The organism is Emticicia soli (genome assembly GCF_037860775.1).
GTDB classification, from domain to species: domain Bacteria; phylum Bacteroidota; class Bacteroidia; order Cytophagales; family Spirosomataceae; genus Emticicia; species Emticicia soli.
This window is the reverse complement of record NZ_JBBEWC010000003.1, coordinates 19,070-40,697: the sequence shown is the minus strand read 5'-3', so window position 1 is coordinate 40,697 and position 21,628 is coordinate 19,070. Positions and strand designations below refer to the sequence as shown.

Here is a 21,628-nt window from a genome sequence, read left to right as displayed (position 1 = left end):
ATCTAATTATAAATAGGAGAGCAACCACTCTCCTATTTGTTTTGTATAAAGGCTATTAAATCGGCCATTTCTTTTACACTAATGGCGTTTTCTAAGCCATTAGGCATAATAGAACTCTCCGCCTTCACCATTTTAGCAATATCTTTTTTCTGAATCACACTCTCTTTCCCTCCTACTTCTCTGAGCGTAATCACATTTGAGTTTTCCTGTATTATCAGGCCGCCCATTGCATTACCGTTTTTAAAAGTCAAGGTCCAGAAATCATATTTATCAGCAATCGAATTATTCGGATTAATAATCTCGGTCAGAATCGAATTAGCGTTGCGGCTTCTTAGTGTTGACAGATTAGGGCCAAAGTTTATTCCGTTTACACCCTCAATCTGGTGGCAGGTAGCACAGTTTTTCTCAAACACTTGTTTTCCGTTAGCTTGCACACCTTTCATATCCAATGCTTTCAGATAAGTCTGTAAAACAGCCTTGCGGTCTTCGTTTACAGCCAATACCTTACGGGCAAATGCACGAATATTGGTTTCTTCGTAATTCATGAGGTCAACCATCTGGCGCCAGCCTATCGCCGCCTTATCGATTCTTTTTTCTTCAAGTGCTGTTAGCAATAAGGGAATCCTTTCAGGCTTTGCCATAAACAATTCCACTACTCGTTGCTGAATCGGTACCGAAAATGTCTTGAACTCTTTCAACAAGAAATCCCAGGTTGATTTATCTCCAACTTTGCTTAGCGTTCTTAGTATTCTGGCCTGCACTATTTCAGGCTCTTTTGTGCTTAATAGTTGTAGAAAATCTTTTTTGTAGGCATTTGAATTGGCAATAGAAAGCAGTTTTACTGCATCGGCTCGTAGCTTTTCGTCTCTTCCCTTATCGCCTAATATTTCTTTGGCTTCCTTTATTTTTGCAGTTGCGCTACTGCTTTTAGGCAAGCCTGTTGCATCTAGCAAATCTAAACAAGCACCTCTGAACTCAGGCGAACTTTTATCCGAAAACGCCAACAACAAGCGTTCTTTATCAGCATCAGCCAATTGAACCGTAATACCTTTATAATGCCATAGCTTAGAAATACCGCTCAAAGTTGCCGCTTTCCACCAATCGCTGCTGGTATCTTCACCTGTTGCACTTACCTGTGTAAGCACAGCCGCAAAAACTTCTTTATTAGCACTGTTGGCAATAGTGGCGCCTATATTAGAGAAAAACTCAGCCGTTTCGTCTGATTTCTCTTTGGCCAATTCTTTTACGGCAAAATCAAATACCTGATTTTCTTTACCTGCAAACGAGGCAATACAAGCAATACCAGCCCATTTATCATGAAAATCTCTTTTCAGAATAGCCAAACGAGCCTGTTCTGACTCATGTATTTTCACGAATCCTAGCGTATTTAACAACTGAAATCTTACTTTACTGTTACCATCATTCTGCAAGCTAATCAGCTCTTTTTTCAGTTTTTCAGCATCGGGTTTAGCGGGCAATTGATTGATATAATTTTCGGCGACTCTGATACCGTTTTCTCTCACTCCCGCTTCTTCATCACGAAAGGCTTCAAGAATATCCTGTACTTCGATGCTTTTCAGGCCATCTAACAACCATAAAGCATGAACTTTGGCTTCGGGCAAACTACTTTTACCGATAATATCTCTTAAATTATTTGCTATTCCTTTTGCCTGGCGTTGTAACAATAGTCTTTGTGCGGTGCGGCGATACCAGATATTTTCGTTTTCAAGTAATTTTACCAACTCAGCATCAGATTGCTTTGAGAGGTTCAGTTTACCAAGCCAATCCATAGCTAAACCATCTTTAGGAACAACCCGATAAATTCGACCCTTATCTGTGCCATTATACAAAGCACCCGACTGATTGATTTCGTCTGACATCCATTCGGGATGCTCAACAATCTGGCGGTAATAATCAATCATATATAAAGCACCATCAGGCCCAACATAGAAATTCACTGGGCGAAACCAATCATCTTTTGATGCCAAAAACTCCGATTTTTCGTTCAGTCGACTAGCTGTAAAGCTTGCACCTGCTTGCTTAATCACATCTGCATGCACAAGGTTATGAACCGGCTCACCCACAAAGGTTACATCTTTAAACTTATCACCGAACGCTCCACCCAGATACCATGTAACTCCACAAGAAGAAGTTATTACGCCAACGTCAGTCAATAATTGGTGGTTGGGATTTTCGGTAATCGGGTAAATCTCCGCAGCATTGCCGTGGTCAGAAATATCCTGACTAGCATTTGAGAGTAGTAAATTCGGGTTGTTTTTCTGATACTGACTAGCCAATACTTCATGAAACAGGTGGTCGGCATTGCTGGTGTACAATCGGTGCCCCCAGGCATCAATTGTATGGCCAAACTGTGTTTCGCCCGATACTTCTTCTACTTCATAACTATCTGGCTTAAATCTTACAGCACGGCCATTGGCATTTTTGCCTAATTGCTGTCCATTAGGTCTATCAGGAAAATGAATGTTTCGGCCTTCGTCACCAAATTCTTTTTTATACACAAAAGGCGTAACTACGGCCTCGTGTGCCAGATAAATCCAGTTGTCTAATTCAAAACGCGGGGTGTTGAGGTTATGCTGGGGATTTGAAAGCGCAAAGCCTGTTAGCATTACTTTTCTAATATCTGCCTTGCCATCGTTGTTGGTGTCTTCGAGATAAATTACGTCGGGAGTATCGGTAACGAGAAAGCCGTTTTTCCAACGCATTATACCTGTGGGTAATTTAAGGCTATCAGCAAATACAATGCTTGTATCAGGCAGACCATCGTTATTGGTATCTTTAAGCAGTTTTATTTTTCCGCTGTTGCTCAAATCAAGCGGATAGCCGTGCATTTCAACTACATACATATTTCCGTCTTCGTCTACCTCCATTGCTACGGGGTCAGCAACCAATGGTTCAGCGGCTACCATTTCAACTTTAAAGCCATCCATCACCGACAGTGACTCAAGTGCCTTCTGGTGCTCGGCAGATAATACCTGCTTTGATTGTTGCTGACATGAAAAAAGCAATAATAGCGGAATGAGAGAAAGGTAACGCATAGAAGCAATATTCAGGATGTTAGAGTCTGTCGGTAAATTAATAAAAATTAAGTTCTTATATGTGTAGATAGAAATCAGAATTTTGGGTTACGATAGTATAAATTATTGTCACTACTGAATTTCAATCTGTCTCTTACGCCCCTGCCTATTTTTTTATATACACTAAAGCACAAAAAAAGGGCTATTCCTAGCCCTTATAAATACACATTTTAATATGTTATGCCTTATTTTTTTTCAAATAGTCTTCCTAATCCGCCTGCCACAAAACCAAATACCAATGAAATTCCCAGAGTTAGATATGACGCAAACATAGCCAGGTCTTCGCTCACTGGTTTTATTGGTTTAATTAAATAAAAACCAAGCACAATAGCTCCTTGTACTAAAGCTAGAATCCAACCTCTGCGAGGCTCAAGAAAACCAATAAGAAAACTTGATAATGCAATCACTGACATAGAATAGTACCCATTCTCAACATTAAAATTTATGTATGCAATAAAAGATGCTGTACAGATAGTAATACCTATATTTCTTATTAAAACCAGATACGATTTATTTGTTTTGGCCGTCATTTGAGTAATCGTTGAAATTTAGAACAAATGTACTAGCAGATTTCAATTAGAACAAATGTTCTAATTGAAATCTTTAAAAAAAGTTTCAAAACTAAAGACAGCTATCAGTCTACTACTACAGTCTAATCAGATAATACTTGAAAACTTTCATATGTTCAATTTAGTTATAAACTCTAATCGTCTTAAATGTATGCTTTCTATTAGCTGGCATTAAATTTTAGAGATAGATATAAATTAATCACACAAATAATAACACAACAATGAAAAAAGAAATTCTTGCTAGCCTTGCAATTGTACTGCTTGGCCTCTCTTCATGCAAAAACAGTTCGAACAAAGCACCCGAAACTACTGCCGACGGAGATAGCATCTCAACGGCAGCTTCGGTAGAAACCGAAAAACCTAATACCGACTATAAACCGGCATTTGCCGGACAAACAAGGATAGCAGCCGTGCAAACACAAACGCCTTACCAAGGAACAATTCTGTCTAAAGACCTGAAAAAACCTTGGGGAATTGTAGGGCTACCTGATGGCCGCTTGCTTATTACAGAAAAAGAAGGCACAATGCGCATTGCCACAGCCTCAGGCACATTGAGCGATGCAATAACGGGTGTGCCGAAAGTAGATGATAAAGGCCAAGGTGGCTTACTGGGTTTAACTATCGACCCTGATTTTAAAATCAACCGCATGATTTACTGGGTTTTCTCTGAAAAACTCTCTAATGGTAACCTGACCGCCGTAGCCAAAGGAAAACTATCGGCCGATGAGAAAAGAATTGAAGGCGCTAAAGTTATTTACAGAGCCTTGCCTGCCTATGATGGAGACAAACATTTTGGCGGAAGAATTGTATTTGATAAAAACGGTGATTTGTTTGTAAGTACCGGAGAACGCTCTGACCTCGAAACCAGACCGCAGGCACAGCAATTAAACTCGGCATTGGGTAAAATATTAAAAATTACGAAAGACGGTCAAGCGGCAAGTGGTAACCCTTTTGTAGGAAAGGCCGACAGTAAACCTGAAATTTATGCTTATGGTAACAGAAACGTGCAAGGGCTGGCATTGCACCCAACAACGGGCGAATTATGGGAAAATGAATTTGGCCCTAGAGGTGGCGATGAAGTGAATATTATTCAAACCGGAAAAAACTACGGATGGCCAACTATTACCTATGGTATTGAGTACAAAGGTGGCGTGATTGGCGATGGCATTCAACAAAAAGAGGGGCTCGAGCAACCAGTGTATTATTGGGACCCTGTTGTGTCAGCCAGTGGTATGACTTTCTACACAGGTAACGGTGTACCCGAGTGGAAAAACAATTTGTTTCTTGCTTGTTTGAGTTCTCAACATATCGCACGATTAGTAATTGAAAACAATAAAGTAACAGGAGAAGAACGTCTGTTAGCAACGGAAAAACAACGTTTCCGTGATATTGCTCAAGGCGCTGATGGTGCTTTATATGCCGTTACCGACGAAGGCAGATTATACAGAATAGATAAGAAATAGTTTTTGAATAAAACATACGGAGATTTATTCAGATCAAAACCTCAATTAGAACACTTGTTCTAATTGAGGTTTTTTGTATCTTCGCTAAAATTTTCTTGATTCTTCATGACCACTAAACAAAGGATTCTTCAAACATCGCTACAATTATTTAATCAACACGGAGTTGATGCGGTTACGGTTCGGCAAATTGCCAAAGAACTCGGCATGAGTCATGGTAATTTGTGTTATCACTTTCCGAATACCGATGCCATTGCCGAAACCCTTTATGAACAATTGATAGAAGAAATGAACTTTGTACTTGGCGAACCCGCAGTACTTACAGATATAAATCTGCAAGCATTTTATAAGCTTTGTGCCTTTGTTTTCGGGAAACTTTATAAATATAAATTTATCATACAAGATTTCACGAGTCTTACACGCAGAAATGAAAACCTCAAGCACAAACACCGTAACCTGATAAGAAGCCGTAGGGTATTTTTCAAGATAAGCATTGAAGCAGGTATACAGGCAGGATTTTTAAAACCAGATATTATTGAAGGGCAATACGAAAACTTTTTCAATCAACTTTTTATTATCGGCGATTTCTGGCTGGCAAGTGCCGAAATCTTGTATGAAGGCCAAGAAGAAGATAAACTACCCACATATCTTAATACAGCTTTTACACTAATTGTACCTTACCTGACTGAAAAGGGACTTAATGAGTACAAAGAGTTATTAGCCATAAAACAGACAAACAACTATCTATAACCTGATATAAAAACAAACAGAGGCTATGTTTCCAAAGCCTCTGTTCGTTTTTACTACTAAAGAAATATATGGTAGGTGAACTTAGTTCACCCTACAAATATTAATTCTTTCCGCTGCCTGATACCCCAGCTGCTGAGCCTGTACCGGTTGCTGCTTTTTTATCGAAATCGCCTGCTTTTACGATTGTGATTTTCTTAGGGTCAACATGCTTCTTCATAGCTGCATTAACCTGTGCTGCCGTTAAAGCTTCTACTTTTTTCTCGAAGTCTGCATCAAAAGCCAAAGTTCTGTCGTAATACAAGTAGTTGTTCAAGCGGCTTGATAACTCGTTATCTTGCGAACGAGATACACTACGGCTTTGTAACCAACCTGTTTTAGCGGCTTTTAGCTCTTCTTCTGTAAAGCCTTCTGTAACTACTTTCTCCATCTCTTCGTAGAAAGCTTTTTCAAGTTTTTCGGCGTTTTCAGGGGCATAGATAGCGTAAGTCATGAAACTACCTGACTTATCAAATGGCGCACCTGATAGCTGCGAACCTACACCATAGCTGATACCCTCTTTCTGACGGATTCTTACAGCCAGACGTGAGCTCAGGAAGCCACCGCCTAACATATAGTTACCCAAGATAAGCGCAGGGTAATCAACATCAGTATCTTGTAATGGCAAGTTTACACCAGCCAAAAACAGTGCATTTGCTTTATCTGGCGTTTTGATAGCATTGGCACTTGGTGCAATTTCCTGGTAAACTGCCTTAATACGCTTGAACGGAATCGGGCTTTTCCAGGTACCGAACGACGTGCTGATAATGTTTTTAACAGTTGGTTCATCAAAATCACCTACTACCGAAATTGTAGCTGCAGAAGCACCATAGAAATCAGTATAGAATTTCTTTACATCTTCCAGCTTCACATTTTTTGCATTTTCTAATTGCTCATCAAGCGTACCTACATAGCGCACATCACTTTTCGGATATGGGTTCATTGTACGTTGGAATGCCGTAAATGCTAGGCCTTGTGGGTCGCTTTTTTGTGCTTCTATCTGTGCAATGCTTTCTTGTCTTAGTTTCTCAAACTCGTTGCTATCAAATGTCGGATTTTTCAGAATATCGTTTACCACAGCCAAAGCCTTAGGTAAATTATCTTTGCTTGATTCGATATTTATAACAATTGAGTTACCGCCACCACCAACAAATACCTGTGATTTAAGTTTATCGAGCGTATCTTTAATTTGTTGACGTGTCAGGTTTTTAGTTCCTTTATTCAACATTGAAGCAGTAAACGAGGCAATCGTTTGTTTGTTTTGCAAACTTTGCTCGTCACCAATTCTTAGCGTAATATTAGCTCTTACAGTATTACCACGTGTCGATTTTTGTAACAAAGCATACTCTAAACCATTAGGTTCTTGTCCACGTTTTGTGCGGCTTTCAATATTAGCCGGCGACGGGTCAAATACTTCGCCTTGTGCTATTACAGCACGGCCTTTGTAGTTTTTAACCAGTTCATCAACATTCGGTGATTCAGGTACTCTTACACGGTCAGGTGCTTCTTCCGGTATGAAAGTACCAACCGTACGGTTAGATGGCTTGAAATAAAATTTCGCTACACGCACCACATCTTCCGGTTTTACCTTCTCGATAGCATCACGATAGATATACACCAAACGCCAGTCGCCTGCGCCAATGTACTCACTTAACTGCATACCTGTTCTCTCAGAATTGCGTAAAGTCAGTTCAAGGTTTTTCAATACTTCGTTTTTCGCACGCTCTACGTCTTCTTTGGTAATTTGCATCGTTGGTACGGCATCTAGCGTAGCCAACAGGGTCTTTTTAGCATCTTCTAAATCTTTATCTTTTAGTACTGAAGCACCAAAATACAAGAACGTAGGGTCTTTGTTTGTGAACGAATAAGCATATTGACCCGAAGCTTTTTTGGTTTCAACCAATGCTTTATAAATTGTACCTGAAGGTTCACTGGTAAGAATACCTTGAAGAATGTCTAATGCAGGGTAATCTGGGTGAGCATTGCCACATATATGGTAAGCTGCACCAACGGCCTGTACATCGCCTACACGACGTAATACTACCGAACGCTCACCGTCTTGCACAGGTTCAACTGTATAAGTAGGTTGTAATACACGTGTCGGGCGAGGAATAGCACCAAAATATTCGTTTATCAATTTAAGTGTACTTGCCTCGTCAATCTTTCCGGCTACCAACAAAACAGCGTTATCTGGCTGATAATATTTTTTATAGAATGCCTGTAGATTTTCGATAGGCACACGCTCAATGTCTTCGCGTGAACCAATAGTAGAGTTACCATAGTTATGCCACAAATAGGCTGTTGCAATTACTCTTTCGCTCAATACGCTTTCAGGGTCATTTTCCCCCATTTCAAACTCATTTCTTACTACCGAAAACTCTTTTTCAAGGTCTTCTTTTTTGATGAATGAATTTACCATACGGTCGGCCTCTAAGTCTAAAGCCCATTTAAGGTTTTCTTCTGTAGCCGAGAAAGTTTCAAAATAATTGGTACGGTCAAGCCATGTAGTACCGTTCGGGCGAGCGCCGTGGTCGGTTAGCTCCTGCGGAATATTCGGGTGTTTGGTTGAGCCTTTAAACACCATGTGCTCTAGTAAGTGAGCCATACCTGTTTCGCCATAACCCTCGTGGCGTGAACCAACCAAATAAGTAATGTTTACTGTAATGGTCTGCTTTGATGCATCAGGAAACATCAATACTCTTAAACCATTACCTAACAGATATTCTGTAATACCTTCTACTGAGGTAACTTTCACCGGATCCGGAATCACGGGTGCTACGGCCGAAACATCGCCTTTTTTCTTCTTTTTTTTCTTTTCTTTTTTCTGGGCAAAAGCATCGCCACCAAACAAGAAAAGCCCCACAAGCAAAGTAATAGCAATTTGCCTGAACGGTAAATTTCGGTAGGTTTTTAACATAATTTTGAGGTGTATTAAGGAATATTTACATACTAATAAACGCCAAAATAAGCATAAGTCTTTAACTTATGCTTATTTTCTCGCTTTAATTTTGTTAAAACGAAATAACTCAAACAAATAATTTAAACCAAACAGAAAATGTTAAGGAGTGTTAAACGTTGATGAATGGTTGTATATTTGTCTTATACAATTTAGCATTGATAATTGCTTGTGACATTAAAAAAGAAAATATGGATTGGTTATTTGATGCATTAATAAAAATTACTGAAGCAACAGTACTGGCTATTGTTGTACATTTATTAACTAAATTTATACCTGCCAAATCAAGGCCTAAAGAAATAGATTTTGAAGAATTTATTGATAACCCTAAAAAAGCTTCAAAATGGGATTTCTTATTTTTGCTTTATATGCTAATAATACTTCCTGCTATTGCTTACCCTTTTGCTATACTTTTCGAAAAACTAGTTTTATTTACTGAAAATTATTTTTCAGATGCACAAATAGTGCTTTTCCCTCCTTTTATAACTTTCTACTCTTCAACTCTGCTTATAGTATATACTCTTGCTTGTAAGCCATCAGATTCGTTCTTAAAAACTATTCTAAAGAATCGGTACAATGAATACCAAAAGCTGATTGCTTATAGAGAATATGAATCTGGTATTAATTACAAAAAATTCAATAATGGATTGTTTGTTTTTCTATCAATTATCACTGTTGGCATATTATTTTTACAGATAAAATCACAAGCTTATTTTTACCCTGACAGGGTTGAGTTTTTTGACTTTCCGACTTGGAAAAATGTTAGCTATAATTATAATGATATTTCAAGAATTATTCATACACAAGGCTTTGTCAGAGAAGCAGGTGGAGTCGATGACCACGAACATTATCGAATTTATTTTAAAGATAATAATCACTGGTCTTCATTAACTTGGAATGATTTAAATGCAGATACTATAAATGCGGTAAAAATCGTTTCAGAAAAGACGAAAAAAATTATAGAAGAAATACCTGGGATTACGAAATAAATTGCAAAAATTACTAAAAACATATCTTCGTCGGCTGACGAACCTCACTTCACGTAACAGGTCTCTTTTACTGTTAAGTTTGTCACAAGAACAGTTTATTGACTTACATAGTCTGAATTTTTTAGACAACAAACCCTCGTTCGACTATATTCTGCAATTAATTAGCCAGAAAAACCAGATTCCTTTGTGCGATGTGCAGGATAGCCGCTTCGAAAAAGTAAACGAGGTTAGCAAACGCCTGCGGAAAGTGGCACGCACCGAAGGCTTTATTGAAGAAGAACGAGGGGCTAAGGATTTATACGTGGCCTATCCGTTTGTAAAAGGCAAGTTTTCTGACGGCACTGCGGTGCGTTGTCCTTTGCTTTTCTTTCCGGTTACGTTAAAAACCAATGGTAAAAAGTGGATTCTGGAACAACGAGACGAACCTGTGAGTTTGAACAGGAGTTTTTTACTGGCTTATTCTTATTTTAATCATATAAAATTACCGGACGAATGGCTTGAGAAATCGTTTGAAGATTTTGACAAAGATAGTCTGGCTTTTCGTACACAATTGTATGAATTACTGAAAGACAGTCCGTTTGAGATTAATTTCAATCAGGACCTTTTCCAGAACCAATTAATTGATTTTGAAAAGTTGGCTAAAGCTGATTTGGAAACTACCGAACGGAATGGCGAGTTAAAATTGTATCCTCAGGCTGTATTAGGTATTTTTCCGCAGGCAGGCTCATACCTTGTACCTGATTACGAAGAACTCATTAAAAACGCCGAAGAAGGGCATTATGAATTAGATACTTTCGAGGAGTTGTTTCAACATGCAACACCGCCTACAAACCAGCCTTCGTTTAAGGAAGAAACCGCTTTCTTGCCTTTTGCCATTGATGCCTCGCAGGAAGAAGCCATTAAACAAGTAAAAGAGGGTTATTCGATTGTAGTGCAGGGTCCTCCGGGCACGGGCAAGTCTCAATTAATTGCTAATTTGATTGCCGATTTTACGGCACGAGGTAAAAAAGTACTGGTAGTTTGTCAGAAACGGGTAGCTTTAGATACTGTTTATCAACGCTTACAAAAAGTACAGATGACCGATTTTGTGGCACTGATTCATGATTTTAAAAATGATAGAAAAGCCTTATTTGAAAAAATTGCCGGACAGATAGAGCGCATTGAGGATTATCAGAAAAAGAACAAAGGGCTTGATGCTATTTTCCTGGAAAGAAATTTTACTCAAATCAGCCGTAGAATTGATAAAATTTCGGAAGAATTACAGAGTTTGAAAGATGCTCTTTTTGATGAGTCTATAGCTGGTGTGTCAGTAAAAGAGTTGTATCTGAGTAGTAGCCTTAATAAACCGACTATTAACTTACAAGACCTATATCGTTCTTTTCGGCTTGATGAGCTGTCTGAATTTGAAGGAAAACTAAGCCGTTATCTGCAATATGAGGCTAAACTACAAGCTAGCGCAAGCTATGAGTTTTGGCAGTTACGCAATTCGTTTAGCAAAAAAACTTTTACCGACCTTACAAAAATTACCGATACCATAGAGGCAGTTATTGCTTTTCAGCAAAAACATGGCAGTTTATTTTCTATCGTTGAACTTAATCAATTTGATGAGGCTACTGTTCAACGCTTTATTCAATTCTTTACTAATTCAGAGGTTGGAGAGATTTTTAAAGCAATTGTTCAGGACAAAAAATTTATTAGCAATCGCCAGTTCGATTTAGAGAAAATCTATGCCGAGATTGAACAACTCTTTGCAAATGATGGTATTGAACAGAGCATTGCAACCCGGGATTTGTTGTATAGAAAAGCACAAATAGAAAAAGCACATTCAGCAAGCCAATCTGGCATAAACTGGTTTTTCTGGAAACTCTTCTCAAAAGATAAAAAAGAAATTGAATTATTATTAGCTCAAAACCAACTGCCCCTCAATGAAACAGGTTTGAGTTTACTGAGTAAAAAAATTGATCAGCGCATTGTTTTTGAAGATATTAAAGAAAAACTAGGCAAAAAAGGAATTGAAATTGATGAAAAAGATAATTGGGAAACTACCAAAGGGCATTTACAAAATTATATTTCAGCTAATAAAGCCTATTCAGTTTATCAGAAAGAAGAGTTTATCCAACGCCAGACAGATGATATAATTAGTGGCACAAAATCATTCTCTCTCAAACCTTTTAAAGAATTAGAAAAATCAATTGCTGAAACTAAACGAATGTTTGTACAATGGCAAGCGTATTTATCTTACCCACAAATAGGAAGCCTAGTTGCTGCGCCAGACGCAAAGCAAGAGATAATTACTTATCTGAAACAAAACTTTGATTTGCTGGTAGAAGCAGACGAGCTGAAAGAATCTTTCCGCTCAATAGAATTAGAAGTAGTACAACGATTATTAAGTTACAAAAACTCAAACCTTAGTATTACTGACTTAGCAGATGTCTTCCAAAATTCGCTGCGTTTAGCATGGAGAGAATATATCGAAACAATATATCCGATTTTGCGAGGAGTAAGTTCTTTAAAAGTAGAACAACTAGAGGCCGAACTACAGGAAAGCGTGATAAAAAAACAGGAATTAAGTCAGGAAATATTGTTGCTGAAATTGCGTGAACAAACGTATCAAGAACTGGTTGTTAACCGTCTGCAAAATGTGGTTACCTACCGTGAATTACAACACCAGACCACCAAGAAACGGAAGTTATGGTCGGTTCGTAAAGTACTCGAGAATCATTCGGAAGAAATATTCAAACTTATTCCTTGCTGGATGGCTTCGCCTGAATCGGTTTCTGCCATTTTCCCTTTATCAGGTGAGAACCCGACAGATTCGCTTTTTGATTTGGTGATTTTCGATGAGGCCTCACAATGCTTTGCCGAAAACGGGATTCCGGCTATATATAGAGGTAAACAGATAGTAATTGCCGGAGATTCGAAACAGCTACAACCAACCGACCTGTACCAGATTAGGTATGATGAAGAGGTAGAAGACGAACCAATATTAGAAATTGATTCTTTGCTCGATTTAGCAGCACAGTACCTGCCACAGGCTTGGCTGAAAGGGCATTACCGTAGTCATTCGCTAGACCTTATTGATTTTTCTAATCAGCATTTCTACAAAAATTCACTTCAATTACTGCCGCATTTTGCCGAAATTCGTCAAAATAAACCTGCTATCAGTTACATAAAACTCGATGGTTTCTGGGAGAATAATACAAATCCTACTGAGGCGCAGAAAGTGCTTGAAATTGTACAGGATTTAAAGCAGAAAGCACCAAATAAAACTATCGGGGTTGTTACGTTCAACTTCAAGCAAGCCGACTTAATTTATCAGACGGTCTCTCCTATTTTGGGCGAAGGTTGGGGTGTGATTAAGAACATCGAAAATATACAAGGCGATGAATTTGACATCGTGATTTTTTCGGTAGGCTATGCCCCTAACATCCATGGCAAATTGCTGATGAACTTTGGCACCCTGAACCAGCAGGGTGGTGAAAACCGCCTGAATGTGGCTGTTACTCGTGCCCGGGAGTTTATTTATATTGTGAGTAGTATTTTACCTTATCAATTACAGGTAGAGCAAGCGCAGAATCTGGGGCCTAAATTACTGAAAAAATATCTGGAATACGCACTTGAGGTATCACAAGGGAATTACTTGCCTGAGCCGCATTCAACCGAAAAATTTAATACCCGATGGCTATTAAAACATCAATTGGTAAGCAATAATAGTGGCTTTTATCTGGAATTACCTTTTGCAGATATTACAGTAAAAGAAGCGGGCAGCTATGAATCGTTAATATTAACTGATGATGATTTATACTACGAAAGTATCTCACCCAAAGATGCGCACGCTTACTTACCAATAAGCCTGAAAGCAAAAGGCTGGAACTTTAAAAGACTTTGGAGCCGTAACCGTAACACGGAATGATATTCCGTGAAAAAGTCCCCCGGAGTGGCACTCCGGGGTTCTATATTGACTACATCAAATACCAACTCTGAATTTCTTTCGAAAGATAAGTAAACTTCCACCCCTGCCATTTATCAACTAAACCAGCTTTCACCGGATTCTCAACAATGTAATCTATAATTCGTACAAATTCCTCGTCATCACGCACAACGTGGTCATAGCTTTCTTCACCCCAGAAAGCCTTGCCTGTTAAATCCAGTAACTCGTTCGATTTGCGTGCAGTATGCCTTTTTAAAGATTGAAGAACTCTGAAAAACCCGTCTTTATGAATTGTTGAAGTTAATAACACATGCACATGATTAGGCATAATACAAAAAGCATGTAGGTGATAGTATTTAGTGTCACGATAATGAAGTGCCTCAGCTAGCACTTCTGCCACAGCATCTATGCCTAGGTGTTGAACACCATTTAAGCACTGGTGTAAGTAAGTATCAAACTTAGCGAAGTATCTTTTATGGTTTTTATATAGCTCTACCTTTCTGATTGTTTCATCAAAAATGGTTTTCATTATCAGCTCATCTGCCTTATTTTTCTCGACTTTTAGCTTAAATATTGCGTCTTTAGGCAAAGAATCCGCCAGACGAAAGGTTATAAAAAGCCTTTCATCTGGCGGAAGAATATGCGGTAAATATCTTTTATAATGTGTTTTCATAGTGAAACACGGAATAGCATTCCGTGAAACATCACACGGAGTATCACTCCGTGCTACCTTTCTTCTCAGGGAAGGCCACACTTGCTCCGATACTCACAACCAGAATACCCACAATTACTATTAATGAATGCACATTTGTAAAGCCAACTGCTGCAAGTTGGTGATGCAAAAGCATTTTTACACCAATAAATGTCAACAAAATACCCAAACCGATTTTCAGGAAGCGGAAAAGCCCCATGATACTTGCCAGGAAGAAAAACATAGAGCGTAGCCCCATAATAGCAAATACGTTAGAGAAGAAAACGATGTAAGGATCTTTGGTAATAGAGAAAATAGCCGGAATAGAGTCAACCGCAAAAACTACGTCGGTACCTGCAATAACCAACATTACCAGAAATAAGGGCGTAATGTACCATTTTTTATATCGGCGATGATATACCAGAAAGTGATCTATTACATTACGTTTATAAACATTAAAATATTTTGAAGCAAACCTCACAATCGGGTGGTGCGCCGGGTCTATTTCTTCATCTTCCTCTTTATTACGTAAGATATTAACCCCTGTGTAAATCAAGAAAGCGCCAAAAATGTACAAAATCCACTCAAACTCTTGGATAAGTGCCGCACCTACGAAAATGAAGATAAAACGCAGAATAATAGAGCCTAAAATACCCCATACCAATACTTTTTTGTAGTAGCGTGGTTGCACACCAAAAGAATTGAAGATAAGGATAAATACAAAGATATTATCAACAGACAACGAATACTCGGTCAGATACCCCGTCAGGTAATCGATAGCCATGCTATTCTGAAATGCTCTCAGGGCCGCCTCAAAATTAGGTGGCAGTTTCAGGGCTTCATAATATTGCGACTTTACATGTTGCAAATGCGCCATGTCACTAATATCATGAATCAGGTATCCATACTGGCGTAAGAAAAAGAAAAAGCCAATAGCCAAAGTAACCCAGATGGCACTCCAGATACCTGCTTCTTTAAAACTTACTACATGGCTTTTTGATTTGCTGAATGCACCCAAATCAAGAGCCATCACGAACGCTACGAAAATCGAAAATCCTATAAAAAATATAGTCTCACTTGATAATGACATGATAAAAATTGCTAATTTGAAATTGTATCTCGAATGTTAATTGTTGCTATTGGGCAATTGTTTACCCGTTTATTATAAGGTATAAAATAATTTATTCTTGGAAATCAAAAGAAACATACCCTATTTTACAGCCAAATTCTAAAATGGGCTTTACCCCACCGCAAATCGGTTGCAAATTTGCACCGAAAACTCGAATAATTTATGTATAATGATAAAAAAGTAGTAATTGTCATGCCAGCCTATAGGGCATCGCAAACACTTGAACGAACTTACAAAGAAATTCCATTTGATATTGTTGATGAAGTAATTTTAGTAGATGACTATAGCCCCGACGATACAGCAGAAGTTGCTAAGCGGCTGGGGATTCAGCACGTTATCAGACATGACGTAAATAAAGGCTATGGCGGTAACCAAAAAACCTGCTATACAAAAGCACTCGAAATAGGAGCAGATATAGTGGTGATGGTTCATCCTGACTACCAATATACCCCGAAATTAATCAGAGCTATGGTAAGTATCATTGGCGAAGACCTTTATCCTGTGGTGTTTGGTTCAAGAATTTTAGGCAAAGGCGCATTGAAAGGTGGCATGCCTATGTATAAATACATTGCTAACCGTTTTCTGACATTTACACAAAACTTGCTTATTGGCCAAAAACTCTCTGAGTATCATACAGGTTACAGAGCGTTCTCTAAACAAGTACTTGAAACTGTACCTTTTAAGAAATGTGATGATGATTTTATTTTCGACAACGAAATGATAGCCCAGATATTCTGGAAAAATTTCGAGATAGCAGAAGTTACCTGCCCTACCAAATATTTTGAAGAAGCTTCGTCTATCAACTTTACCAGAAGCTCAAAATATGGTTTAGGCGTATTAAGAGTTTCTACGCTATATATGCTGAACAAAATTGGCATTTACAAGTGGGATTTACTACACTAAAACAACCCTTAGTATATAAGCAGGGCGGGTATCTGATAAATACCCGCCCTTTTATTTTACACCGATTTCAGTTCAAAAATACTGATTTCAGGATATATTCCTAAGCGTCCCGGATAACCGATGTAGCCAAATCCACGGTTAACGTATAGCTTCTGGTCGTCTTGTTCATAAAGCCCCGCCCATTCTTTATAACGTAACTGTACCGGCGACCACTTGAAACTGCCCAACTCTACCCCATATTGCATACCATGTGTATGGCCGGCAAAAGCCACATCAATATCTTTATATTTGGGCAGTACCTGGTTACGCCAATGACTTGGGTCATGCGAAAGCAATAATTTAACCGGGTAATCCTGTGTATTAGCATGGGCTTTTTCCAGATTACCATATTTGGCAAATCCACCTGCACCCCAGTTCTGAATACCCAGAATCGCCAGTTTTTCGCCGTCAACTTTTATCTCACGATGCTCGTCCATCAATAAATCCCAGCCCATTGTTTTATGAGCACCCATCAGGTCGGCCAGATTCTGACGTTTTTTCTCTGCCGATATCCATTCTGTATAATCACCATAATCATGGTTACCTAGTGTAGAGAAAGTACCCAGGGGGGCCTTTATTTTAGAGAAAATATCAATGTAATCTTTCACCTCGGGTGCAATGTTATTCACCAAGTCTCCGGTAAAGAAAAACATATCCGGTTTTTCTTTCATTAACATCTCCACGCCACCTTTCACGGCAGTTTTATTAAAGAAACTGCCCGAGTGAATATCAGAAAGCTGAGCAATCTTCATCCCGTCAAACTGTTTCGGTAGATTTTTCAGGCGAAGTGTTACGTGTCTTACATGATAATCGTGTGCACCTGACAAAATTCCCCAGGTCATACCACCCAGATGCAAACCACCTAAAGCCAAGGCCGATTTAGCCAAAAAATCAGAGCGACTAATACCCGTAGCTACAGGCTCTAGGTTGTCGGTAACAGCAGGCGATGTTGGCGTTTGAGCACTCTGAAAAAACGGCCCAATCCATTTAAAAAAGCGGATAATATCATCAATAAATAATACCAATACCGAAAATACCTTTGATATATAGAACATAAAAATGCCCGCCATTAAAAAAGTACGAAAACTCGCTTTAACAGGTGCAGTAGCAGGCGTATAAGTGAAGACTCCAATTAATGCTATTATTGAAAAGATAGTTAAGCCCCAATAGCCAATTCCAACTATTCGTTGCGTAAGCGCACTCGACGAACGCATCACAAGCTTAACGGCCTGCCAGACATATAAGTCTATCAGCACCATTACAACTGCCCCTAAGGCAAGTCCAAAAATTCTGTTCATATCGTTATGATAGTGTTTGTAAAAACTGCATGAAGACAAAACGGTTTTATTAAAAAGATGGTTTCATCAGGCAATTTTTTAATCTGCTTATATGATGAAAGGCTGATTTTGAGTAAGAACAGTATATTTATTGCAAAACAACATTATTCCATGCTTTTAGTAGTGCTAACAAGTGAGCTATGCTAGCACAATTACTCTAAAATCTACATCAATTTTACCAACCAACCGTTTGGTAAAACAAAAAACCTTTGTACATTTGTAAGGCTAGCAATAATTTGTGTTCACATACCCGATTTTAAATGCCAATTCAGAAAGTTACAAAAGAGGAAATACTAATTAAATCGTCAGATATTTTCCGCACCAAGGGATACCACAATACTTCAATGCAAGACCTTGCCAAAAGCTGTGGTTTGCTGAAAGGAAGCCTTTATCATTATTTCTCGAGTAAAGAAATGTTGATGAAAGACCTCTTGCTTTGGATTCATACTTATCTGAAAGAAAGAGTTTTTCCGATTGCTGATGACCTTAGTCTTAGCCCCCAGGAGCGTATGGATAAACTCTTGAAAAAAATGGGCAGGCTATTGCTAGAAAAAGAAGGTGGATGTCTGGTTGGTAATACAACACTCGAAACGGTAGGTGTAATACCCGAATTTCATGAAGTACTAAAAACCATCATGAACGATTGGACAGCGGCACTTCAGCAGATTTTCATGACCCTGAATACCCCTGAAATATCGTTTAAACTAGCACAGCAAACCATAATGGAGTTTGAAGGAGCAGTTATGTTTTCGAAACTATATGGCAACAAGCAGTTTCTCTACGATGCCTTCACCCGTACCATTTCAAGATTACAATAATTAGCAAAGTCGAAATGATAGAAAATAGTATTATTAATTAAAAAACGAACGTTTGGTATAATATACAATTCAAAGAATTTTAATAGTGCGTTAACAGGTAACAGGTCAGGGAACGTGCCATGTACGTTCCCATGATTTTTATCCATCATTAAATCACAAAATCATGAGAAAACCAGAACTCGAATCAGCATTACAAGCACGTTTCATGAATATTGCGCAAGAAATTGAAGGTATCGACGAGAGCCTGTTTTTTGCTCCTATTGGAGAAAAATGGTCTATTGCCGAAAATTTACTACACCTTACACAATCGGCTAAAGTTCTCAACCAGGCACTTGCTATGCCCAAAGATGTGCTCATTACACAATTTAAAAAGCTTGAGCGGCCCATAATGGAATACGATGAAATAGTTAGCAACTATCTGGCTGTTTTAGCGACAGGTCTTAAAGCAAGAGGTGCTTTTGTGCCAGTGTTACCAGAAAACCCGTCGAAAGAAATGCTGCTCAACAGTTTTATGAAACACCACAAAACACTAGTTAATTATCTCAACGAGTTTTCTGAAATAGAACTAGACCAAGTTACGATTCCTCACCCTGTTTTAAAATTACTCAGCACCAGAGAAATGTATTATTTTATGTACTATCATCTGGAGCATCACCAGAAAGCTATTCATCGGGCAATGTGAAATAATTTTCGGCAGTTTTAGGTAGCAATCCGGTTATTTTTTTTCATTTTTCATAAAATTTAACCGTTAAAACACTATATGACATAACTAAGTGCTTATCTGCCAAAAGTTCTTTATATTTGTTTGCTGATTAAAATTAAACTATCAGTATTAAAATAAATCTAATATACGTGCGTTTAATTCAGCAGATTTTAGACAAAAATCACATGACATGATGAAGAAAATTGGGTTTATTTTGAGTTTGTTGGCAGGGTTGAGCATTTGTTCTTTCCATGCAACAGCTATGAATGATGAGTTTCCTGAGTTAACCCGAAGCAGAGTAGCTGGCTATGGCGTTGGTGATGCCGTGGCTGATTTCAAGCTTAAAAATGTAGATGGAAAAATGGTATCTTTAAAAGATTTTCAATCGGCTAAGGGTTTCATTGTTATTTTCATTTCAAACCATTGTCCGTTTTCGAAATCTTACGAAGACCGGGTGATATCCCTCGATAAAAAATATGCCTCACAAGGGTATCCGGTTATTGCTATCAACCCAAACGACCCCGAAGCTTATGAAGAAGATTCGTTTGTAAATATGCAGGCAAGAGCCAAAGATAAAGGCTATACTTACCCCTATCTGACCGACAACACCCAGGCTGTTACGAAATTATTTGGTGCGGCACGCACGCCTCACGCCTTTGTGCTGAATAAAGAAAACGGTAAAATTATTGTACAATACATTGGCGCTATTGACGACAATGCCCAAGACCCTGTAAATGTAACCAAACATTATGTAGCCGATGCCGTAAATAGTTTGTTGCTTGGCAAGCCCGTAGTAACCCCTAGCACCAAGGCTATTGGCTGTGCCATAAAATGGAAAACCTGATAAAGATTTCGATTAAGTAATATTTTGCCATCTGCTATTTCAGGTGGCTTTTTTGTTTTTTATTAGCGACCTTTACAAAAATTTCAAGAGATAAGAAACTTATGAGCAATAAACTCCCTTTAGTATTTCCTCCCGAACGTATGGAGAAACTCATGGCTTTTGACCGCTTGCTTACTATTATGGATGAGCTAAGAGAACAATGTCCGTGGGATAAAAAACAGACAATGGATACGCTTCGACACCTGACTATTGAGGAAACTTATGAGTTATCTGATGCTATTCTGGAGAAAAATCTACCAGAAGTAAAGAAAGAATTAGGAGACGTAATGCTTCATTTGGTGTTTTATGCCCGCATTGCCTCTGAAACCGGAGATTTTGACATAGCTGACGTACTGAACGGCATTTGTGATAAATTAATTTCTCGCCACCCGCATATTTATGGCGATGTAAAGGTAGAAAACGAGGAACAGGTAAAACAAAACTGGGAACAACTCAAGCTAAAAGAAGGGAATAAATCAGTTTTAGGAGGCGTACCTCAATCATTACCTGCTTTGGTAAAAGCCATGCGTATACAGGAAAAGGCCCGTGGCGTGGGTTTCGACTGGGAAGAGAAAAGCCAGGTTTGGGGCAAGGTAGAAGAAGAAATGCAGGAGTTCAGAGAGTTGTTTAATGCCGAAAACGAAGAAGTGATTGATGCCGAAAAAGCCGAAGCTGAATTTGGCGATTTGCTATTCTCTTTGGTAAATTATGCCCGATTCATTCATCTGAATCCTGAAACGGCTTTAGAGCGTACCAACAAAAAGTTTATCAAGCGTTTTCAGTACCTTGAACAAAAAGCCAAAGAGGCCAATAAAAACCTGAAAGATATGACATTGGCCGAAATGGATGTTTATTGGGAAGAAGCCAAACGTATTTAATTAAACCTAAAATTATAAGCCATTGCCAAGATTACTTGCCATCGACTACGGAGCCAAACGCACGGGCATAGCTGTAAGCGATCCTCTTCAAATTATAGCCTCGGCATTGGAAACAGTACCAAGCAATACACTGATTGAGTATCTGAAAAAATACATTCAGTCAGAGCCTGTAGAGGCATTTATTGTGGGGATGCCTAAAAACCTGGATGGCTCTGAGACCGACGGCACCGTTTATGTTAAACGATTGCTTGAAGAACTCAAAGCCAATTTCCCGACCATACCCGTACACCTACAAGACGAAAGGTTTACTTCAAAAATGGCCGTACAAACCATGATTGCCGGAGGAATGAAGAAAAAAGACCGCCAGATAAAAGGCAATGTTGATAAAATAAGCGCAGTAATTATATTGCAGGGTTTTATGGGCATCTAAGCCTCTATAGTTTAGTTTTCGAGTATTTTCA

General features: G+C 38.7%; 16 protein-coding genes. 10 read left to right on the top strand and 6 right to left on the bottom strand.

Translation table 11 applies throughout. The features are described from left to right. Positions 1 to 32: 32 nt before the first annotated feature. Complete coding sequence (locus tag WAE64_RS03730) at positions 33 to 3,056, bottom strand: PVC-type heme-binding CxxCH protein (RefSeq protein ID WP_340234768.1); 3,024 nt, start codon at positions 3,054 to 3,056, stop codon at positions 33 to 35. A 224-nt stretch (positions 3,057 to 3,280) separates the two neighbouring features. After that, on the bottom strand, positions 3,281 to 3,625 hold the full coding sequence (locus WAE64_RS03725) for a hypothetical protein (RefSeq protein WP_340234764.1): 345 nt from the start codon (positions 3,623 to 3,625) through the stop codon (positions 3,281 to 3,283). A gap of 260 nt (positions 3,626 to 3,885) precedes the next feature. Between WAE64_RS03725 and WAE64_RS03720 the strand changes: the two genes are divergently transcribed. Together WAE64_RS03720 and WAE64_RS03715 are read left to right on the top strand one after the other, a co-directional pair. Beyond that, complete coding sequence (locus WAE64_RS03720) at positions 3,886 to 5,127, top strand: PQQ-dependent sugar dehydrogenase (RefSeq protein WP_340234762.1); 1,242 nt, start codon at positions 3,886 to 3,888, stop codon at positions 5,125 to 5,127. A gap of 105 nt (positions 5,128 to 5,232) precedes the next feature. Beyond that, positions 5,233 to 5,874, top strand: a complete 642-nt coding sequence (locus WAE64_RS03715; protein WP_340234760.1) for a TetR/AcrR family transcriptional regulator — start codon at positions 5,233 to 5,235, stop codon at positions 5,872 to 5,874. 100 nt (positions 5,875 to 5,974) lie between these two features. Here WAE64_RS03715 and WAE64_RS03710 read toward each other — a convergent pair whose 3' ends face one another. After that, positions 5,975 to 8,827: a M16 family metallopeptidase gene (locus tag WAE64_RS03710; protein WP_340234758.1), complete on the bottom strand. Its 2,853-nt coding sequence runs from the start codon at positions 8,825 to 8,827 to the stop codon at positions 5,975 to 5,977. A gap of 230 nt (positions 8,828 to 9,057) precedes the next feature. Between WAE64_RS03710 and WAE64_RS03705 the strand changes: the two genes are divergently transcribed. Both WAE64_RS03705 and WAE64_RS03700 read left to right on the top strand, forming a co-directional pair. After that, the gene (locus WAE64_RS03705) at positions 9,058 to 9,855 is read left to right on the top strand and encodes a hypothetical protein (protein WP_340234756.1); all 798 of its coding nucleotides are present in this window, start codon (positions 9,058 to 9,060) and stop codon (positions 9,853 to 9,855) included. A 79-nt stretch (positions 9,856 to 9,934) separates the two neighbouring features. Further along, on the top strand, positions 9,935 to 13,768 hold the full coding sequence (locus tag WAE64_RS03700) for an AAA domain-containing protein (protein ID WP_340234754.1): 3,834 nt from the start codon (positions 9,935 to 9,937) through the stop codon (positions 13,766 to 13,768). 49 nt (positions 13,769 to 13,817) lie between these two features. Here WAE64_RS03700 and WAE64_RS03695 read toward each other — a convergent pair whose 3' ends face one another. Both WAE64_RS03695 and WAE64_RS03690 read right to left on the bottom strand, forming a co-directional pair. Then, entirely contained in the window at positions 13,818 to 14,459 is a 642-nt protein-coding gene (locus WAE64_RS03695; protein ID WP_340234752.1) for a transposase, read from the bottom strand. A gap of 43 nt (positions 14,460 to 14,502) precedes the next feature. Then, entirely contained in the window at positions 14,503 to 15,567 is a 1,065-nt protein-coding gene (locus WAE64_RS03690) for a TerC/Alx family metal homeostasis membrane protein (RefSeq protein WP_340234749.1), read from the bottom strand. A gap of 201 nt (positions 15,568 to 15,768) precedes the next feature. Here WAE64_RS03690 and WAE64_RS03685 point away from each other — a divergent pair, with 201 nt between their 5' ends. Next, positions 15,769 to 16,509: a glycosyltransferase family 2 protein gene (locus tag WAE64_RS03685; protein WP_340234747.1), complete on the top strand. Its 741-nt coding sequence runs from the start codon at positions 15,769 to 15,771 to the stop codon at positions 16,507 to 16,509. A gap of 56 nt (positions 16,510 to 16,565) precedes the next feature. On the opposite strand, the gene WAE64_RS03680 is transcribed toward WAE64_RS03685, so the two are convergent. Beyond that, entirely contained in the window at positions 16,566 to 17,846 is a 1,281-nt protein-coding gene (locus WAE64_RS03680; protein ID WP_340234745.1) for a metallophosphoesterase, read from the bottom strand. A gap of 299 nt (positions 17,847 to 18,145) precedes the next feature. Between WAE64_RS03680 and WAE64_RS03675 the strand changes: the two genes are divergently transcribed. From WAE64_RS03675 to ruvX, 5 genes are all read left to right on the top strand, one after another. After that, positions 18,146 to 18,703 (top strand): TetR/AcrR family transcriptional regulator, encoded by a 558-nt coding sequence (locus WAE64_RS03675; protein WP_340234743.1) that lies wholly within the window; start codon positions 18,146 to 18,148, stop codon positions 18,701 to 18,703. Between the two features lie 163 nt (positions 18,704 to 18,866). Beyond that, positions 18,867 to 19,385: a DinB family protein gene (locus WAE64_RS03670; RefSeq protein ID WP_340234740.1), complete on the top strand. Its 519-nt coding sequence runs from the start codon at positions 18,867 to 18,869 to the stop codon at positions 19,383 to 19,385. 211 nt (positions 19,386 to 19,596) lie between these two features. Next, positions 19,597 to 20,250 carry a thioredoxin family protein gene (locus WAE64_RS03665; RefSeq protein WP_340234736.1) on the top strand — a complete coding sequence of 218 codons (654 nt, stop codon included), beginning with the start codon at positions 19,597 to 19,599 and terminating at the stop codon, positions 20,248 to 20,250. Between the two features lie 101 nt (positions 20,251 to 20,351). Continuing rightward, the gene (gene mazG, locus WAE64_RS03660) at positions 20,352 to 21,167 is read left to right on the top strand and encodes a nucleoside triphosphate pyrophosphohydrolase (RefSeq protein WP_340234734.1); all 816 of its coding nucleotides are present in this window, start codon (positions 20,352 to 20,354) and stop codon (positions 21,165 to 21,167) included. 22 nt (positions 21,168 to 21,189) lie between these two features. Continuing rightward, the gene (gene ruvX, locus WAE64_RS03655) at positions 21,190 to 21,597 is read left to right on the top strand and encodes a Holliday junction resolvase RuvX (protein WP_340234732.1); all 408 of its coding nucleotides are present in this window, start codon (positions 21,190 to 21,192) and stop codon (positions 21,595 to 21,597) included. Positions 21,598 to 21,628: the final 31 nt, after the last annotated feature.

Coding starts and splice junctions, on each gene's coding strand:
- WAE64_RS03730 (WP_340234768.1), bottom strand. CDS start 3,056: ATGCGTTACCTTTCTCTCATTCCGCTATTATTGCTTTTTTCATGTCAG.
- WAE64_RS03725 (WP_340234764.1), bottom strand. CDS start 3,625: ATGACGGCCAAAACAAATAAATCGTATCTGGTTTTAATAAGAAATATA.
- WAE64_RS03720 (WP_340234762.1), top strand. CDS start 3,886: ATGAAAAAAGAAATTCTTGCTAGCCTTGCAATTGTACTGCTTGGCCTC.
- WAE64_RS03715 (WP_340234760.1), top strand. CDS start 5,233: ATGACCACTAAACAAAGGATTCTTCAAACATCGCTACAATTATTTAAT.
- WAE64_RS03710 (WP_340234758.1), bottom strand. CDS start 8,827: ATGTTAAAAACCTACCGAAATTTACCGTTCAGGCAAATTGCTATTACT.
- WAE64_RS03705 (WP_340234756.1), top strand. CDS start 9,058: ATGGATTGGTTATTTGATGCATTAATAAAAATTACTGAAGCAACAGTA.
- WAE64_RS03695 (WP_340234752.1), bottom strand. CDS start 14,459: ATGAAAACACATTATAAAAGATATTTACCGCATATTCTTCCGCCAGAT.
- WAE64_RS03690 (WP_340234749.1), bottom strand. CDS start 15,567: ATGTCATTATCAAGTGAGACTATATTTTTTATAGGATTTTCGATTTTC.
- WAE64_RS03685 (WP_340234747.1), top strand. CDS start 15,769: ATGTATAATGATAAAAAAGTAGTAATTGTCATGCCAGCCTATAGGGCA.
- WAE64_RS03680 (WP_340234745.1), bottom strand. CDS start 17,846: ATGAACAGAATTTTTGGACTTGCCTTAGGGGCAGTTGTAATGGTGCTG.
- WAE64_RS03675 (WP_340234743.1), top strand. CDS start 18,146: ATGCCAATTCAGAAAGTTACAAAAGAGGAAATACTAATTAAATCGTCA.
- WAE64_RS03670 (WP_340234740.1), top strand. CDS start 18,867: ATGAGAAAACCAGAACTCGAATCAGCATTACAAGCACGTTTCATGAAT.
- WAE64_RS03665 (WP_340234736.1), top strand. CDS start 19,597: ATGATGAAGAAAATTGGGTTTATTTTGAGTTTGTTGGCAGGGTTGAGC.
- mazG (WP_340234734.1), top strand. CDS start 20,352: ATGAGCAATAAACTCCCTTTAGTATTTCCTCCCGAACGTATGGAGAAA.